Raw genomic sequence first — 15,710 nt, 5'->3', positions numbered from 1 at the left:
TTATCACCAGGATTAAACCGCTTTTACGGCATCCGCAATACGATGAGCAAACTCAGTAACCTGCGCTTCATCCTCGCCTTCTACCATTACGCGAATTAACGGTTCAGTACCGGACTTACGCAGCAGCACGCGACCACGATTTCCCAGCGCCGCTTCGACTTCCGCCGTCACAGCCTTAACGTTGTCATTCTCCAGCGGATCGCCGCTACCGGCTGCATAACGTACGTTAACCAGAATCTGCGGGAACATTTTCATGCCGCTGCACAAATCGTGCAGACTCATGTGGTTACGCACCATCGCCGCCAGAACCTGTAGCCCCGCGACAATACCGTCACCGGTGGTGGTTTTATCCAGCAGAATAACGTGGCCGGAGTTTTCCGCCCCAATACGCCAGCCTTTTTCTTGCAGTTTTTCCAGCACGTAGCGGTCGCCGACTTTAGCACGCGCGAACGGAATGCCCAGCTGTTTCAACGCCAGCTCCAGGCCCATGTTGCTCATCAGCGTACCGACTGCGCCACCGCGCAGTTGACCCTGACGCAAACCTTCGCGGGCGATGATATACATGATCTGATCGCCATCGACTTTATTCCCTTCATGGTCAACCATGATCACGCGATCGCCGTCGCCGTCCAGCGCGATCCCTAAATCGGCTTTCTCCGCGATCACGCGCGCCTGTAGCGCACGCACATCCGTAGCGCCGACTTCTTCATTAATATTGACGCCGTTCGGCTCACAGCCAATCGCAATGACATTCGCACCCAGTTCACGCAGGACGTTCGGTGCAATGTGATAGGTCGCGCCGTTGGCGCAATCCACAACAATCTTCAGCTCATTCAGGCTCAGTTCGTTCGGGAACGTACCTTTGCAGAACTCAATGTAGCGCCCCGCAGCATCCACAATACGGCTGGCTTTACCCAGCTCTGAGGAATCCACGCAGGTGATCTCTTTTTCCATCTCTGCTTCAATAGCCTCTTCAACTTCATCAGGCAGTTTGGTGCCGTCAATGGAGAAGAATTTAATCCCGTTGTCATAAAACGGGTTATGCGAAGCGGAGATAACGATCCCGGCCTCTGCACGGAAGGTTCGGGTCAGGTAAGCCACCGCAGGCGTCGGCATCGGGCCGGTAAAAGAGGCAGACAATCCCGCCGCCGCCAGACCGGCTTCCAGCGCAGACTCCAGCATATAGCCAGAAATACGCGTGTCTTTACCGATAATGATTTTACGTGAACCATGACGCGCCAGCACTTTCCCTGCGGCCCAGCCCAGCTTAAGCACAAAGTCAGGAGTAATGGGCGCATCGCCTACACGACCACGGATCCCATCGGTGCCAAAATATTTACGATTACTCATAGCGTTTATTTTCCTTTGCAGACAGGGTGGCTTCTACCACACGCATCGCTTCTACGGTTTCTTTAACGTCATGGACACGAATGATATGCGCCCCCTGCATTGCGGCGATAACCGCACACGCCAGGCTCCCACTCAAACGATCGGAGGGCCCGACGTTGAGCAACTGACCAATCATCGATTTACGTGACATTCCCACCAGCAGCGGCAGGTTAAAATGATGAAACTCTGCCAGACGTGCCAGTAACGTATAGTTATGGGAGAGATTTTTACCGAAACCGAATCCCGGGTCGAGCAACAATTTCTCTTTTGCGATGCCAGCCCTTTCACAGCGTGCTATTTGGTCAATAAAATAGCGATTGACCTCCGCAAAAACGTCTTCGTACTTTGGCGCTTCCTGCATTGTTTTAGGCTGCCCTTGCATATGCATCAGGCAGACCGGTAAACCAGTCTCAGCCGCCGCCTCAAGCGCGCCCGGTTCAGAGAGAGAGCGAATGTCGTTGATGATGTGAGCGCCCACTCTTGCCGATTCCCGAATCACCTCCGGTTTTGAGGTATCCACTGAAATCCATACCTCAAAACGCTGGGCGATGGACTCAACTACCGGGATCACGCGTTCCAGTTCTTCTTCAACGCTGACATCCGCCGCACCCGGTCGCGTTGATTCGCCGCCGACATCAATAATCGTCGCTCCGGCGTTAATCATCAGATTAGCGTGCTTCACCGCCTCCACCAGCGTATTGTGCGTCCCGCCATCGGAGAAAGAATCTGGCGTGACGTTCAGGATGCCCATTACGTGTGGGTGAGAGAGATCCAGCGTGGAGCCCTGGGCGAAGAGTTTCATAGCTAATCCTTCTGATGTTATTTCAAATATAAAAAACCCCGGAGCAAGCCCCAGGGTTTCGGTGAAGCAGAGTCATCAATAACAGATAACTTATTTGTCGCCTAACTGCTCTGACATGGTGTTGCCTGGGTTCGGCGTACGCGGTTCATCAACCGGGCGCGGCGCACGAGGCGTGCCATTGTTGTCAGAGTTGTTGGTGCCGTTCGGATCTTCCCAGCCAGCCGGCGGGCGAACTTCGCGGCGCGCCATCAGGTCATCAATCTGCGGCGCATCGATGGTCTCATACTTCATGAGCGCATCTTTCATTGCATGCAGGATGTCCATATTGTCATTCAGGATCTGACGAGCACGATTGTAGTTACGTTCAATCAGCGCTTTCACTTCCTGGTCGATGATACGCGCGGTTTCATCAGACATGTGTTTGGCTTTCGCAACGCTACGTCCCAGGAACACTTCACCCTCTTCCTCTGCATACAGCAGCGGACCGAGCTTATCGGAAAAGCCCCACTGGGTGACCATGTTACGCGCCAGGTTAGTCGCGACTTTAATGTCGTTCGACGCACCGGTAGAAACATGCTCTACGCCATAGATGATCTCTTCCGCCAGACGACCGCCGTACAGCGTGGAGATCTGGCTTTCTAGTTTCTGACGGCTGGCGCTAATCGCGTCGCCTTCAGGCAGGAAGAAGGTCACACCCAGCGCACGACCGCGCGGAATAATCGTCACTTTATGCACCGGATCGTGCTCTGGAACAAGGCGACCAATAATCGCATGGCCTGCTTCGTGGTAAGCGGTAGATTCTTTCTGCGCTTCCGTCATCACCATGGAGCGGCGTTCCGCACCCATCATGATTTTGTCTTTCGCTTTCTCGAACTCAACCATGGATACCACACGCTTGTTGCCACGGGCAGCAAACAGCGCCGCTTCGTTCACAAGGTTCGCCAGATCGGCGCCAGAGAAGCCCGGTGTGCCGCGTGCGATGATTGCCGCATCGATATCCGGCGCCAGCGGTACGCGACGCATATGCACTTTCAGGATCTGCTCACGACCACGCACGTCTGGCAGACCTACCACGACCTGACGGTCGAAACGGCCAGGACGCAGCAGCGCAGGGTCAAGTACGTCTGGACGGTTAGTCGCCGCGATAACGATGATACCTTCGTTACCTTCGAAGCCGTCCATTTCAACCAGCATCTGGTTCAATGTCTGTTCACGTTCATCATGACCGCCGCCCAGACCCGCGCCACGCTGGCGGCCTACGGCGTCGATTTCATCGATGAAGATAATGCACGGCGCCGCTTTCTTAGCCTGCTCGAACATGTCACGCACACGAGATGCGCCAACACCGACGAACATTTCGACAAAGTCAGAACCGGAAATCGTAAAGAACGGGACTTTCGCTTCGCCTGCGATAGCTTTCGCCAGCAGGGTTTTACCCGTACCCGGAGGGCCGACCATCAGGACGCCTTTCGGGATTTTACCGCCCAGCTTCTGGAAGCGGCTTGGTTCACGCAGATACTCGACCAGCTCAGCCACTTCTTCTTTCGCTTCGTCACAACCTGCGACATCGGCAAAAGTGGTTTTGATCTGATCTTCCGTCAGCATGCGCGCTTTACTCTTACCGAACGACATGGCGCCTTTGCCACCGCCGCCCTGCATCTGACGCATGAAGAAGATCCAGACGCCGATCAGCAACAGCATCGGGAACCAGGAAATAAAGATTGAAGCCAGCAGGCTCGGCTCTTCAGGTGGTTCGCCAACAACCTTGACGTTTTTGGTCAGCAGGTTATCAAGCAGCTTCGGATCGTTAACCGGAATGTAGGTCGTGTAACGGTTACTATCTTTCTTGGTAACGTTGATCTCACGTCCGTTGATACGCGCTTCACGAACCTGGTCCTGGTTGACCTCTTGCAGGAAGGTAGAGTAATCCACCTTACGGCCATTAGACTCGCTGGGCCCAAAGCTCTGGAATACTGACATCAGCACAACGGCAATGACCAGCCAGAGTATTAGGTTTTTCGCCATGTCACTCAAGGGATTAACCTCTTATTACAACTGTGTTAAAAACAGCGTCAGGATACTCTATATCCAGCTTCTTTCAAACTTTCGTCTGAAATCCCCCGGTTATGGTTTTCGCCCGGTCGCTACAATATACACTTCGCGTGAACGCGCACGCGAAGAGTCCGGCTTACGAACTTTAACCTTCGTAAACAGGGAGCGAATTTCCCTTAGGTACTCATCGAAACCTTCGCCCTGGAACACCTTCACTACAAAACTTCCACCTGGCGCCAGCACATCACGACACATTTCTAACGCCAGTTCCACCAGATACATGGCGCGGGGGATATCCACCGCCGGTGTTCCGCTCATGTTTGGTGCCATATCTGACATGACAACTTGTACTTTACTGTCACCCACGCGTTCCAGCAGCGCTTTCATAACAAGTTCATCACGAAAGTCGCCCTGAAGAAAGTCCACACCAACGATAGGATCCATAGGTAAAAGATCGCAAGCGATGATACGGCCTTTGCCGCCAATCTGCGTGACCACATACTGTGACCAGCCTCCCGGCGCAGCACCGAGGTCGACAACCGTCATCCCCGGCTTAAAAAGTTTGTCACTTTGCTGTATTTCATCAAGTTTAAACCAGGCACGGGAACGTAACCCCTTTTTCTGCGCCTGTTGAACATATTTATCGCTAAAGTGTTCCTGAAGCCAGCGACTCGAGCTGGCAGAACGCTTTTTACCTGTCATTTAACTTTCCCATCGGGGCAATTCATCGTTACCCGTAGCGTAAATTTTTACGCGCTCATTTGGTGATATATGGGAGATGGCGGTAGAATGACCCGTTTTCAATCCCAACGTAAGCAAAAATATACGATGAATCTGAGTACTAAACAAAAACAGCACCTGAAAGGTCTGGCACATCCGCTCAAGCCGGTAGTTATGCTTGGCAACAATGGTTTGACCGAAGGGGTACTGGCCGAGATTGAACAAGCGTTAGAGCACCATGAACTTATCAAGGTGAAGATCGCCTCGGAAGATCGCGAAACCAAAACCTTGATCGTGGAAGCTATCGTACGCGAAACCGGCGCCTGTAACGTACAGGTCATCGGTAAAACGCTGGTACTTTATCGCCCAACTAAAGAACGTAAAATCTCGCTGCCACGCTAAGAATATCCTAAAGTCGAACACAAAATCTGTGTAAAACGAGGGGTTTTCCGCAAGCAGGAGAGCAAAATGCCACGCTCTCTTCGTTGATAAAAGGCCGCATAGCGGCCTTTTTCCTTTCTTTACAATACATCAACATCTTGAGTATTGGGTAATTCTTACAGGTATTCCACCTTAATCACTTCGTATTCCACTTCGCCGCCAGGCGTTTTGATGGTCACGACGTCATCCTGCTCTTTGCCAACCAGGCCGCGCGCGATAGGTGAATTCACGGAAATCAGGTTCTGTTTAAAATCCGCTTCGTCATCGCCAACAATACGCCAGGTCTGCTCTTCATCGTTATCGAGATTCAGAACAGTTACCGTTGCGCCGAAAACAACACGTCCGTTGTTCGGCATCTTCGTCACGTCGATCACCTGCGCATTCGACAGCTTCGCCTCGATATCCTTGATACGTCCTTCGCAGAAACCCTGCTGTTCACGCGCAGCGTGATACTCGGCGTTCTCTTTCAGGTCGCCATGCTCACGCGCTTCCGCGATAGCGGCGATGATTTCAGGACGGCGCACAGATTTCAGAAAATCCAGCTCTTCGCGCAGTTTTTCGGCACCACGTAAAGTCATCGGAATAGCTTGCATTTGTTATACCTCTTGAACATTCCTGTAGGGGGTGATTGACCCCACCTCGGCTGCTAAGCCTGCTCCGGTATGCGTTCTACCAAAGCCAGAAGCAAAAAAATACCGACCCGGGTACAAAGCCCCAGGTCAGCTACAATTCTCAATTTGATACGTATTTTACCCTGGAGTTCCCTATGGGTCATCGTTTACTTTCCAGGGCATTGCGCCGTAGTATGACGGCTTGTTTCCAGGTTGTTAGCGCGAGATTATGCGATTTTCCAGATTTATCATCGGATTGACCACCAGTATAGCGTTCAGCGTCCAGGCCGCGAATGTTGATGAATACATCAATCAGCTCCCTGATGGGGCCAACCTTGCTTTCATGGCTCAGAAGGTCGGCGCGTCCACGCCCGCGATTGATTACCATAGCCAGCAGATGGCGCTGCCCGCCAGTACGCAAAAAGTGATCACGGCCCTCGCGGCATTGATTCAGCTCGGCCCCGATTTTCGTTTTACCACCACGCTGGAGACAAAAGGCAACGTGGACAATGGCGTCTTAAAAGGGGACTTAGTGGCGCGATTTGGTGCCGATCCGACGCTAAAACGCCAGGATATTCGCAATATGGTCGCAACGCTGAAAAAATCCGGCGTGACGCAAATTGCGGGAAATGTGCTCATCGACACCTCCATTTTCGCCAGCCATGATAAAGCGCCAGGCTGGCCCTGGAATGACATGACGCAATGTTTTAGCGCACCACCCGCAGCCGCCATTGTCGATCGCAACTGCTTTTCCATCTCCCTCTACAGCGCGCAAAAACCGAATGACTTAGCGTATATTCGCGTGGCGTCCTATTACCCGGTGACTATGTTCAGTCAGGTTCGCACCCTCCCACGCGGCTCTGCGGAAGCGCAATACTGTGAGCTGGATGTCGTTCCTGGGGATTTAAACCGCTTCACGCTGACAGGCTGTCTGCCGCAGCGCGCCGAACCGTTACCGCTGGCCTTCGCCATTCAGGACGGCGCCAGCTATGCCGGAGCAATCCTGAAAGACGAGTTAAAACAAGCAGGTATTACCTACAGCGGTACGCTGTTACGCCAGACGCAGGCCAACGAACCCGGAACGGTGGTTGCCAGCAAGCAGTCTGCGCCGCTGCATGATTTGCTTAAGATTATGCTGAAAAAATCGGACAACATGATTGCCGATACCGTCTTTCGCATGATCGGCCACGCACGCTTCAACGTTCCCGGCACATGGCGGGCGGGATCTGATGCCGTACGCCAGATCCTGCGTCAACAGGCTGGCGTTGATATTGGCAATACCATCATTGCTGACGGTTCGGGCCTCTCTCGCCACAACCTGATTGCCCCAGCCACCATGATGCAGGTGCTGCAATACATCGCCCAACACGACAACGAGCTGAACTTTATCTCCATGCTGCCGCTGGCGGGATATGACGGCTCTCTGCAATACCGTGCGGGTCTGCATCAGGCTGGGGTCGATGGTAAAGTTTCGGCGAAAACAGGCTCGCTGCAAGGGGTCTATAATCTGGCGGGATTTATTACAACGGCAAGTGGGCAACGGATGGCGTTTGTTCAGTATCTTTCCGGGTATGCCGTTACGCCAGCTGACCAGCGCAATCGTCGTATTCCGTTAGTACGTTTTGAAAGCCGGTTGTACAAAGATCTTTATCAGAACAACTAGGTGAGGATAGTGCCGGATGGCGCTTACGCTTATCCGGCCTACACACTAGATGGGTCATTTAATTGCCGGATGGCGGCGCTTTGCGCCTTATCCGGCCTACTATCCGTAAGCCCGGTAAGCGTAAGCACCACCGGGCATTTGAACCATATTAACGCTTGTAGATGAACTCGACGCCTTCTTCGTCGTCTTCGTCCCAGTCGTCATCCCAGTCATCTTCCGCTTCATCTTCGACTTCAGCGAGCTGCTGACGGTGATAATCGTCCCACATGAACTCCACTTTCTCCGGCTGCTTCGCTTCATCAGCCTGAACGATGGGGTTCTCAATGATAAAGGTCATCACATCCCAGCAAAGATCTTTCACGCCAGTCTGGCTGGCAGCGGAAATCATGTAGTACTTATCTTCCCAGCCCAGCGCCTGCGCGATAGCTTTCGCTTTTTCTTCCGCTTCGGCCTGGTCCAGCAAATCAATTTTGTTGAACACTAACCAGCGCGGCTTAGCAGCCAGATCCTGACTGTATTTTTCCAGTTCGCCAATAATGATACGGGCGTTTTCCACCGGATCGGAACCGTCGATCGGATCGATATCAATAAGGTGCAGCAGTACGCGGCAACGTTCCAGGTGCTTCAGGAAGCGAATCCCCAGACCCGCGCCTTCCGCCGCACCTTCAATCAGCCCCGGAATATCGGCAACCACAAAGCTCTTTTCGTTGTCCATACGCACAACGCCAAGGCTCGGCACCAGAGTGGTAAACGGATAGTCCGCCACTTTCGGTTTTGCCGCAGATACCGCGCGGATAAAGGTTGATTTACCGGCGTTTGGCATACCCAGCATACCCACGTCCGCCAGCAGCATCAGCTCCAGCATCAAATCGCGCTTATCGCCCGGCGTACCCATCGTTTTCTGACGCGGAGTACGGTTAACAGAGGACTTAAAGCGGGTATTGCCCAGGCCGTGCCAGCCGCCTTTGGCAACCATCAGACGCTGACCGTGTTTGGTCATATCGCCCATGGTTTCGCCGGTGCCCTGATCGATAACACGCGTACCGACAGGCACTTTGATCGTGACATCTTTCCCACGTTTACCGGTGCAGTCACGGCTTGCGCCATTCTGACCACGTTCAGCGCGGAACGATTTTTCAAAGCGGTAATCGATCAGCGTGTTCAGGTTTTCGTCGGCTTCCAGCCAGACGTCGCCGCCATCGCCGCCATCACCGCCATCCGGGCCGCCTTTCGGGATGTATTTTTCGCGGCGGAAGCTCACGCAACCATTACCGCCATCGCCAGCAACGACCAGAATCGATGCTTCATCAACAAACTTCATTTTACTCTCCGTAAATCATTCGCCTGAGCGGGGTTGCGAAACCACCGTTTCATGCTTGCGTAAACCGCCCCAAATACGATGACCAATGGCGGAATACATCGCGCCCGCAACCACGACAAACGCACCGAGATAACCTAAAAGGTTTAACATCGGTCTGGCGAAGAAATCGGGCCAGGCCATAGATAATAGATCTGAAAATAACAGCGTAAACAGCGGAGTGAGCGTGATTAACGCACTTACCTGCGCTGCCTGCCAACGCGCCATCGCTTCCGCCAGGGCGCCATATCCTACCAGCGTATTCAGCCCACAGAAAATCAAACACGCGAGCTGCCAGTCGCTTAACTGCGAGATAACCCCCGGCTTCGCCAGCGGCAATAACGCAATCGTACATAAAGTGTACAGTAAAAACAGGATCTGCTGTGAGGCCAGACGACGCAATAACACCTTTTGTGCGACGCCATAACTCACCCAGACCGTCGCCGCACCGACCCCAAAGATCACACCCCAGGTGTAATCGGTCAGTTTGGTAAAAATCTCGACCAGACTGGTATTAAAGAACATCACCAGCCCACAAAGCAGCATGAGCGCGCCAATCACCTGCGTGCCGCGCATCTTTTCTTTCAAAATAAAGACGCTAGCGACCATCATGCCAACCGGTGACAGCTGACCGATAACCTGCGATGCCGTCGGACTCAAATATTGCAGGGAAGAGCTGAACAGGATGAAATTCCCGAAAAGTCCACCTGTTGCAATCGCCAGCAACACCAGCCAGCGCGGTTTGCGAAAAATACGCAATGGCGGGAGCTTTCTTTTAACTGCCAGGATCGCGCCGAGGCCGATACTCGCCATTAAAAAGCGATAGAAGACAATGGTTGGAGGTTCCATCACCTCCAGCACCTGCTTCATTGCAATTGGCAAAGCGCCCCAACACATTGCAGTGGTGAGTGCTAAAAGGATGCCAATGCCAGCCTGCTGCTTCATGCCCGTTTTCCCTACAAGAAAATTTTCCGGGTTTTCAATGTAAAAAGCCCCGCAACACGTTGCGGGGCTTTAATCCGTTACCGGACCACGAAGAACTTACTCAGCAACGATGCTGATATATTTACGGTTGTTCGGGCCTTTAACTTCGAATTTCACTTTACCGTCTGCTTTAGCAAACAGAGTGTGGTCACGACCGCAACCTACGTTAGTGCCAGCGTGGAATTTGGTGCCACGTTGACGAACGATGATGCTACCCGCCAGAACGGTTTCGCCACCGAAACGCTTAACGCCCAGGCGTTTAGCTTCTGAATCGCGACCGTTACGAGTTGAGCCGCCAGCCTTTTTATGTGCCATTTAAATCTCTCCTCAGGTCTTAGGCGCTGATGCCAGTAATTTTCACATCAGTGAACCACTGACGGTGGCCTTGCTGCTTACGATAGTGTTTACGACGACGAAACTTAACGATTTTAACTTTCTCGCCACGACCGTGAGCAACAACTTCAGCTTTGATTACGCCGCCATCAACGAAAGGAACGCCGATTTTGACTTCTTCACCGTTTGCGATCATCAGAACTTCAGCGAACTCAATAGTTTCGCCAGTTGCGATGTCCAGCTTTTCCAGGCGAACGGTCTGACCTTCGCTTACTCGGTGTTGTTTACCACCACTTTGGAAAACCGCGTACATAAAAAACTCCGCTTCCGCGCACGCCTTTTCAATGATTCAGAGTGCGCTATAAATATTCACAATAGGGCGCGAATATTACGCAAAACGCGAGCCTTTGACAAGTGCTACCGTCAATACATGAAGAAAAAAAACACAACGTGTACGGTAACGTTTATCTGCGCCGTTTTTTCAGTACAATCAGCATATATTCCTAACCCTAAACCCTTAGTTATCTCATCCCATGATGAGTTAATCGGGGCGATAAGCCCGGCTTTTGCGATGAATTTAGAAAAAATCAATGAGTTAACCGCGCAAGATATGGCGGGTGTCAATGCGACAATCCTTGAACAGCTCAATTCCGACGTCCAACTGATCAATCAGTTAGGGTATTACATCGTTAGCGGCGGCGGAAAACGTATCCGCCCGATGATTGCCGTACTCGCTGCGCGCGCCGTTGGTTATCAGGAAAATGCGCACGTCACGATCGCTGCCTTAATCGAGTTTATCCACACCGCCACCCTGCTACACGACGATGTTGTGGATGAATCCGATATGCGTCGTGGGAAGGCAACGGCGAATGCGGCATTTGGCAACGCCGCCAGCGTCCTGGTCGGTGATTTTATCTACACCCGCGCGTTCCAGATGATGACCAGCCTTGGCTCGCTGAAAGTGCTGGAGGTAATGTCAGAAGCGGTGAACGTCATCGCCGAAGGCGAAGTGCTGCAACTGATGAACGTCAACGACCCGGACATCACCGAAGAAAATTACATGCGCGTGATTTACAGCAAAACGGCGCGCCTGTTTGAAGCTGCGGCGCAGTGTTCCGGTATTCTTGCAGGCTGCACTCCTGAGCAGGAAAAAGGGTTGCAGGATTATGGTCGTTATCTCGGTACGGCCTTTCAGCTGATTGACGATTTACTCGATTACAGCGCTGATGGCGAGCAGTTAGGTAAAAATGTCGGCGATGACCTCAACGAAGGAAAACCAACGCTGCCGCTGCTGCACGCTATGCGTAACGGTACGCCAGAACAGGCGCAAATGATCCGTACCGCCATTGAACAAGGCAATGGTCGCCACCTTCTGGAACCCGTTCTGGAAGCCATGACCGCCTGCGGTTCACTGGAATGGACGCGTCAGCGTGCAGAAGACGAGGCCGATAAAGCCATCGCCGCCCTACAGATTCTGCCTGATACGCCGTGGCGCGAAGCCCTGATCGGTCTGGCGCACATCGCCGTACAACGCGATCGTTAACCCGCCCTTCTCATCCCGTGCTCTGCGCGGGATGAATCTTTAAGTTCCAGTAAATTCCAGTTACTCATTTCTTTCCCAGCCCTTTTCCCATCGCACGTATGCTGTCACATTTTATGAATATGCATACTCTTTACAGGAACATATTAGAGCAATACTATCACCTGGCGTATAGTATTTCTCACAGGCTGATTATCCAGGCCGCAAGCGACTGACTGACCGAAGGAGTGAGGGAATAATGGAAAATAAACTCATTGACTGGCATCCCGCAGACATCATTGCCGGATTACGTAAAAAAGGGACATCTATGGCGGCGGAATCACGCAAGAATGGATTAAGTTCCTCGACGCTGGCAAACGCCCTGACCCGACCGTGGCCGAAAGGAGAGCTCATCATTGCGAAGGCGCTGGGTACAGAACCCTGGGTGATCTGGCCGTCGCGCTATCATGACCCAGAAACCCATGAGTTCATTGACAGAACGCGTCTGATGCGGGCTCGAAAAGGGAAATAGAGAAGTAAGGAACGGATAACGCTCTGAACGGTAGCCCCCGAACAGGGGCTACCAGTGCATGCGGAAAAAATTACTCGCCTTTCACACGCTCAATATTCGCGCCCAGCGCGCGCAGTTTGTCTTCAATGCGCTCATAGCCACGATCGATGTGATAAATACGATCGACCAGCGTCGTGCCTTCTGCAATGCATCCCGCCAGCACCAGGCTCGCAGACGCACGCAAGTCGGTCGCCATCACCTGCGCCCCGGAGAGTTTTTCAACGCCGTGGCAAATCACGGTGTTGCTCTCGATTTCCGCGTGCGCGCCCATACGGATCAGTTCAGGCACATGCATAAAGCGGTTTTCGAAAATGGTTTCCGTGATGAAGCCCGTCCCTTCCGCGACAAGGTTCAGCAGCGTGAACTGCGCCTGCATATCGGTCGGGAAAGCCGGGTGCGGCGCGGTGCGCACATTCACAGCTTTCGGACGCTGGCCATGCATGTCCAGGCTGATCCAGTCTTCACCGGTTTCAATATCCGCTCCGGCGTCACGCAGTTTAGCCAGTACGGCATCCAGCGTATCCGGCTGCGCGTTACGGCAGACGATTTTACCGCCAGAAATCGCCGCCGCGACCAGGAAGGTGCCGGTTTCAATGCGATCGGGCAGAACACGGTATACGCCGCCGCCCAGACGCTCAACGCCCTCAATGGTAATACGATCGGTGCCCTGACCGCTGATCTTCGCTCCCAGCGTCACCAGGAAGTTCGCGGTATCGACGATCTCCGGCTCACGCGCGGCGTTTTCAATCACGGTGGTCCCTTCGGCCAGCGTTGCCGCAGACATGATGGTCACCGTCGCACCGACGCTGACTTTGTCCATCACGATATGCGCGCCTTTCAGACGACCATTAACAGACGCCTTCACATAGCCTTCTTCCAGCTTGATCTCAGCGCCCAGTTGTTCCAGGCCGGTGATGTGCAGATCGACCGGACGCGCGCCGATGGCGCAGCCGCCTGGCAGAGAAACCTGCCCCTGACCAAAACGCGCAACCAGCGGCCCCAGCGCCCAAATCGACGCGCGCATGGTTTTTACCAGTTCATAAGGCGCGCAGAAGATGTTGACCTGACTGGCGTCGATCCAGACAGAACCGTTACGTTCCACTTTCGTTCCAAGCTGGCTGAGCAGTTTCATCGTCGTATCGATGTCTTTCAGCTTTGGAACGTTCTGGATCTCTACCGGCTCTTCTGCCAGCAGCGCCGCGAAAAGGATCGGCAATGCGGCATTTTTAGCGCCTGAAATTGTGACTTCGCCCTGGAGCGTTGTCGGCCCCTGTACACGAAATTTATCCATTATTCTGTTCTCTGTTAAGAATTCATATCTGCTACCGGCGTGTCGCCCGTCGCTCAAAAACCGTTAAGTTTGCGATCGCGTTCCCATTCCGCTGGGGTATACGCTTTGATCGATACGGCATGGATACGGTTATCCGCAATAAACTCCATCAACGGGCCGTAAACAGACTGCTGCTTCTTGACCCGGCTCATGCCGTCAAACATCTCACCCACGGCGATAACCTGAAAGTGACTGCCATCGCCAGAGACGTGGACTTCCTGGAGGGAGAGTGCGCTCATCAGCACGCTCTGAATTTCATGATTTTCCATGGGCTCTTCATTCGTCAAATAGGGAAAACAGCCCAACATCTTAGAGCAAAGTGGCGCTGTCATAAATAAGCAAAAAGCCCAGCTGATAAATCAGGCAAGGCTTTGGTGGCAAATCCCACTTAGGGGTTTTGCCGGATGGCGGCACAAGGCCTTATCCGGCCTACAAAAATTAACGTGGAAGCACGTCAGCAGGCAAATTATAGAGCTTCGCCAGCGTGTAAACCTTCTCGTTTACCCCTTGCAGCGAAACGCTGTTGCCCTGTCGCTTCGCCTGATCGACAAGATGCACCAGTAACGCCAGACCACCGCTATCCACCCGGGAGACCTGGCTCAGATCGATGCAGGTTACGCCTTTCATCGCATCAACGCGCGCATCCCACAGAGGGTTCAGCACGTCCTGGTCCAGCTCGCCCGCTAATGCCAGCGTGTCACCTTCGCGCGTCCAGCTAAGTGACTGCGTCATTATTTTTTCTCTTCCAGCGAAATTTTCTGACGAGAAATTGACTGCAACTGCGCGGTCAGGCCGTCGATGCCTTTGGTACGCAGCAGATCGCTCCACTCATTCTGTTTTGTGGTGATCATACTGACGCCTTCCGCGATCATGTCATAAGCCTGCCAGTTACCGGTCTGGGTGTTTTTACGCCACTGGAAATCCAGTCGAACCGGAGGACGGCCATTCGGATCGATGATCGTCACGCGGATCGGCACGATGGTCGCATTGCCCAGCGGTTGTTCCGGCGCAATCTGGTAAGTCTGGCCGTGGTACATTGCCAGCGCCTGACCATAAGCCTGTTTCAGGTATTCACGGAACGCCGCGAAATAGGCGTCACGCTGCGCCGGCGTCGCCTCCCGGTAGTAACGACCCAGTACCAGCGCGCCCGCGTATTTCACCTGCACATACGGCAGCAGTTCCTGGTCAACGACGTCGCGCAGGTAATCCGGGTTGGCACGGATTTTCGGCTGTTCGTTTTTCAGACGATCGAAGGTTTTCTGCGCCGCCTCATTCATCAATTTATACGGGTTAGTCTGGTCCGCCGCGGTTGCCGCGCTCAACGGTGCAATGACCAGCAGCGCTACCATCATTAATCGCTTAAACATACATCGATTCTCCTGTGATTAATTTGTTGCGCCCGCAGGCGGTGTCGCTTCATTATTGCCTTCAGTTGGCGCTGGCGCATCGCCAGAATTCTTATTGTCGTCCCCTTTGCTGTTGTAAAGGAACTGACCAATCATGTCTTCAAGCACCATCGCGGACTTGGTGTCCTGAATAGTGTCGCCATCTTTGAGGATAGACGTTCCCAGTTCAGGATCTTCAAACCCAACGTTTAACGCCAGATATTGCTCCCCCAGCAGGCCAGAGGTGCGGATACTCAGCGAACTGGTGTCAGGAATGTGGTTATAGCGTTCTTCAATATCCAGCGTGACGCGCGGCAGGTAGGTTTTCGGATCCAGCGAGATATCCGCAACCCGGCCGACAACCACCCCGCCGATGCGCACCGGAGAGCGCGCTTTCAGGCCGCCAATATTGTCGAAGGTCGCATAAATCGTGTAGGTCGGCTCCGTGCGCATTGAGGTGACATTGGCCGCTTTCAGGCAAACAAACAGCGCCGCCAGCAACGCAACCAGCAAGAAGATCCCTACCCAAATTTCACTTTTTTTCGTTTGCATG

The 15,710-nt window shown here is 53.2% G+C and carries 18 protein-coding genes; 4 read left to right on the top strand and 14 right to left on the bottom strand.

What is annotated here, in order from left to right:
* Positions 1-12: 12 nt before the first annotated feature.
* From glmM to rlmE, 4 genes are all read right to left on the bottom strand, one after another.
* Complete coding sequence (gene glmM / locus OGX84_RS20210; protein ID WP_012135308.1) at positions 13-1,350, bottom strand: phosphoglucosamine mutase; 1,338 nt, start codon at positions 1,348-1,350, stop codon at positions 13-15.
* Positions 1,343-2,191: a dihydropteroate synthase gene (gene folP / locus OGX84_RS20205; RefSeq protein WP_058668151.1), complete on the bottom strand. Its 849-nt coding sequence runs from the start codon at positions 2,189-2,191 to the stop codon at positions 1,343-1,345. The genes glmM and folP overlap by 8 nt, the downstream gene beginning before the upstream one ends.
* Positions 2,192-2,281: 90 nt before the next feature.
* A complete protein-coding gene (gene ftsH, locus OGX84_RS20200) occupies positions 2,282-4,216 on the bottom strand; it encodes an ATP-dependent zinc metalloprotease FtsH (protein WP_012135310.1) in 1,935 nt (644 codons plus the stop codon).
* A gap of 99 nt (positions 4,217-4,315) precedes the next feature.
* Positions 4,316-4,945 (bottom strand): 23S rRNA (uridine(2552)-2'-O)-methyltransferase RlmE, encoded by a 630-nt coding sequence (rlmE, locus tag OGX84_RS20195; RefSeq protein ID WP_000145975.1) that lies wholly within the window; start codon positions 4,943-4,945, stop codon positions 4,316-4,318.
* A gap of 126 nt (positions 4,946-5,071) precedes the next feature.
* On the opposite strand from rlmE, the gene yhbY reads away from it, so the two are divergent.
* Positions 5,072-5,365, top strand: a complete 294-nt coding sequence (gene yhbY / locus OGX84_RS20190; RefSeq protein WP_004139797.1) for a ribosome assembly RNA-binding protein YhbY — start codon at positions 5,072-5,074, stop codon at positions 5,363-5,365.
* A 155-nt stretch (positions 5,366-5,520) separates the two neighbouring features.
* Here the strand turns inward: yhbY and greA are convergent, their stop codons facing one another.
* Positions 5,521-5,997 carry a transcription elongation factor GreA gene (gene greA, locus OGX84_RS20185; protein ID WP_012135312.1) on the bottom strand — a complete coding sequence of 159 codons (477 nt, stop codon included), beginning with the start codon at positions 5,995-5,997 and terminating at the stop codon, positions 5,521-5,523.
* Positions 5,998-6,244: 247 nt separating this feature from the next.
* Here greA and dacB point away from each other — a divergent pair, with 247 nt between their 5' ends.
* Positions 6,245-7,678 carry a serine-type D-Ala-D-Ala carboxypeptidase gene (gene dacB, locus OGX84_RS20180; protein WP_012135313.1) on the top strand — a complete coding sequence of 478 codons (1,434 nt, stop codon included), beginning with the start codon at positions 6,245-6,247 and terminating at the stop codon, positions 7,676-7,678.
* Positions 7,679-7,826: 148 nt separating this feature from the next.
* Here the strand turns inward: dacB and cgtA are convergent, their stop codons facing one another.
* The 4 genes from cgtA to rplU all read right to left on the bottom strand — a co-directional run bounded on the left by cgtA (position 7,827) and on the right by rplU (position 10,665).
* A complete protein-coding gene (gene cgtA / locus OGX84_RS20175) occupies positions 7,827-8,999 on the bottom strand; it encodes an Obg family GTPase CgtA (protein ID WP_012135316.1) in 1,173 nt (390 codons plus the stop codon).
* A 15-nt stretch (positions 9,000-9,014) separates the two neighbouring features.
* Positions 9,015-9,980, bottom strand: coding sequence for a DMT family transporter (locus OGX84_RS20170; RefSeq protein ID WP_012135318.1), 966 nt, complete (start codon positions 9,978-9,980; stop codon positions 9,015-9,017).
* A 96-nt stretch (positions 9,981-10,076) separates the two neighbouring features.
* The gene (rpmA, locus tag OGX84_RS20165; protein ID WP_012135319.1) at positions 10,077-10,334 is read right to left on the bottom strand and encodes a 50S ribosomal protein L27; all 258 of its coding nucleotides are present in this window, start codon (positions 10,332-10,334) and stop codon (positions 10,077-10,079) included.
* A 19-nt stretch (positions 10,335-10,353) separates the two neighbouring features.
* On the bottom strand, positions 10,354-10,665 hold the full coding sequence (gene rplU / locus OGX84_RS20160) for a 50S ribosomal protein L21 (protein ID WP_000271396.1): 312 nt from the start codon (positions 10,663-10,665) through the stop codon (positions 10,354-10,356).
* 258 nt (positions 10,666-10,923) lie between these two features.
* On the opposite strand from rplU, the gene ispB reads away from it, so the two are divergent.
* Both ispB and sfsB read left to right on the top strand, forming a co-directional pair.
* Positions 10,924-11,895 (top strand): octaprenyl diphosphate synthase, encoded by a 972-nt coding sequence (gene ispB, locus OGX84_RS20155; RefSeq protein ID WP_047460989.1) that lies wholly within the window; start codon positions 10,924-10,926, stop codon positions 11,893-11,895.
* A 235-nt stretch (positions 11,896-12,130) separates the two neighbouring features.
* Entirely contained in the window at positions 12,131-12,403 is a 273-nt protein-coding gene (sfsB, locus tag OGX84_RS20150) for a DNA-binding transcriptional regulator SfsB (RefSeq protein ID WP_012135321.1), read from the top strand.
* 70 nt (positions 12,404-12,473) lie between these two features.
* Here sfsB and murA read toward each other — a convergent pair whose 3' ends face one another.
* The 5 genes from murA to mlaD all read right to left on the bottom strand — a co-directional run bounded on the left by murA (position 12,474) and on the right by mlaD (position 15,709).
* Positions 12,474-13,733, bottom strand: a complete 1,260-nt coding sequence (gene murA, locus OGX84_RS20145) for a UDP-N-acetylglucosamine 1-carboxyvinyltransferase (RefSeq protein WP_012135322.1) — start codon at positions 13,731-13,733, stop codon at positions 12,474-12,476.
* Between the two features lie 53 nt (positions 13,734-13,786).
* Complete coding sequence (gene ibaG / locus OGX84_RS20140; RefSeq protein WP_024130986.1) at positions 13,787-14,041, bottom strand: BolA family iron metabolism protein IbaG; 255 nt, start codon at positions 14,039-14,041, stop codon at positions 13,787-13,789.
* 169 nt (positions 14,042-14,210) lie between these two features.
* Positions 14,211-14,504 (bottom strand): lipid asymmetry maintenance protein MlaB, encoded by a 294-nt coding sequence (gene mlaB / locus OGX84_RS20135; protein ID WP_112001517.1) that lies wholly within the window; start codon positions 14,502-14,504, stop codon positions 14,211-14,213.
* Entirely contained in the window at positions 14,504-15,139 is a 636-nt protein-coding gene (gene mlaC, locus OGX84_RS20130; protein WP_012135325.1) for a phospholipid-binding protein MlaC, read from the bottom strand. Before mlaC ends, mlaB begins: the two co-directional genes overlap by 1 nt.
* 18 nt (positions 15,140-15,157) lie before the next feature.
* Positions 15,158-15,709 (bottom strand): outer membrane lipid asymmetry maintenance protein MlaD, encoded by a 552-nt coding sequence (gene mlaD, locus OGX84_RS20125; RefSeq protein ID WP_012135326.1) that lies wholly within the window; start codon positions 15,707-15,709, stop codon positions 15,158-15,160.
* Position 15,710 lies beyond the last annotated feature (1 nt).

Origin of the sequence: Citrobacter sp. CK202 (assembly GCF_030333225.1) — a bacterium.
GTDB lineage: Bacteria > Pseudomonadota > Gammaproteobacteria > Enterobacterales > Enterobacteriaceae > Citrobacter_B > Citrobacter_B koseri.
The sequence above is the reverse complement of the archived record's forward strand: the minus strand, read 5'-3'. Positions and strand labels throughout refer to the sequence as shown.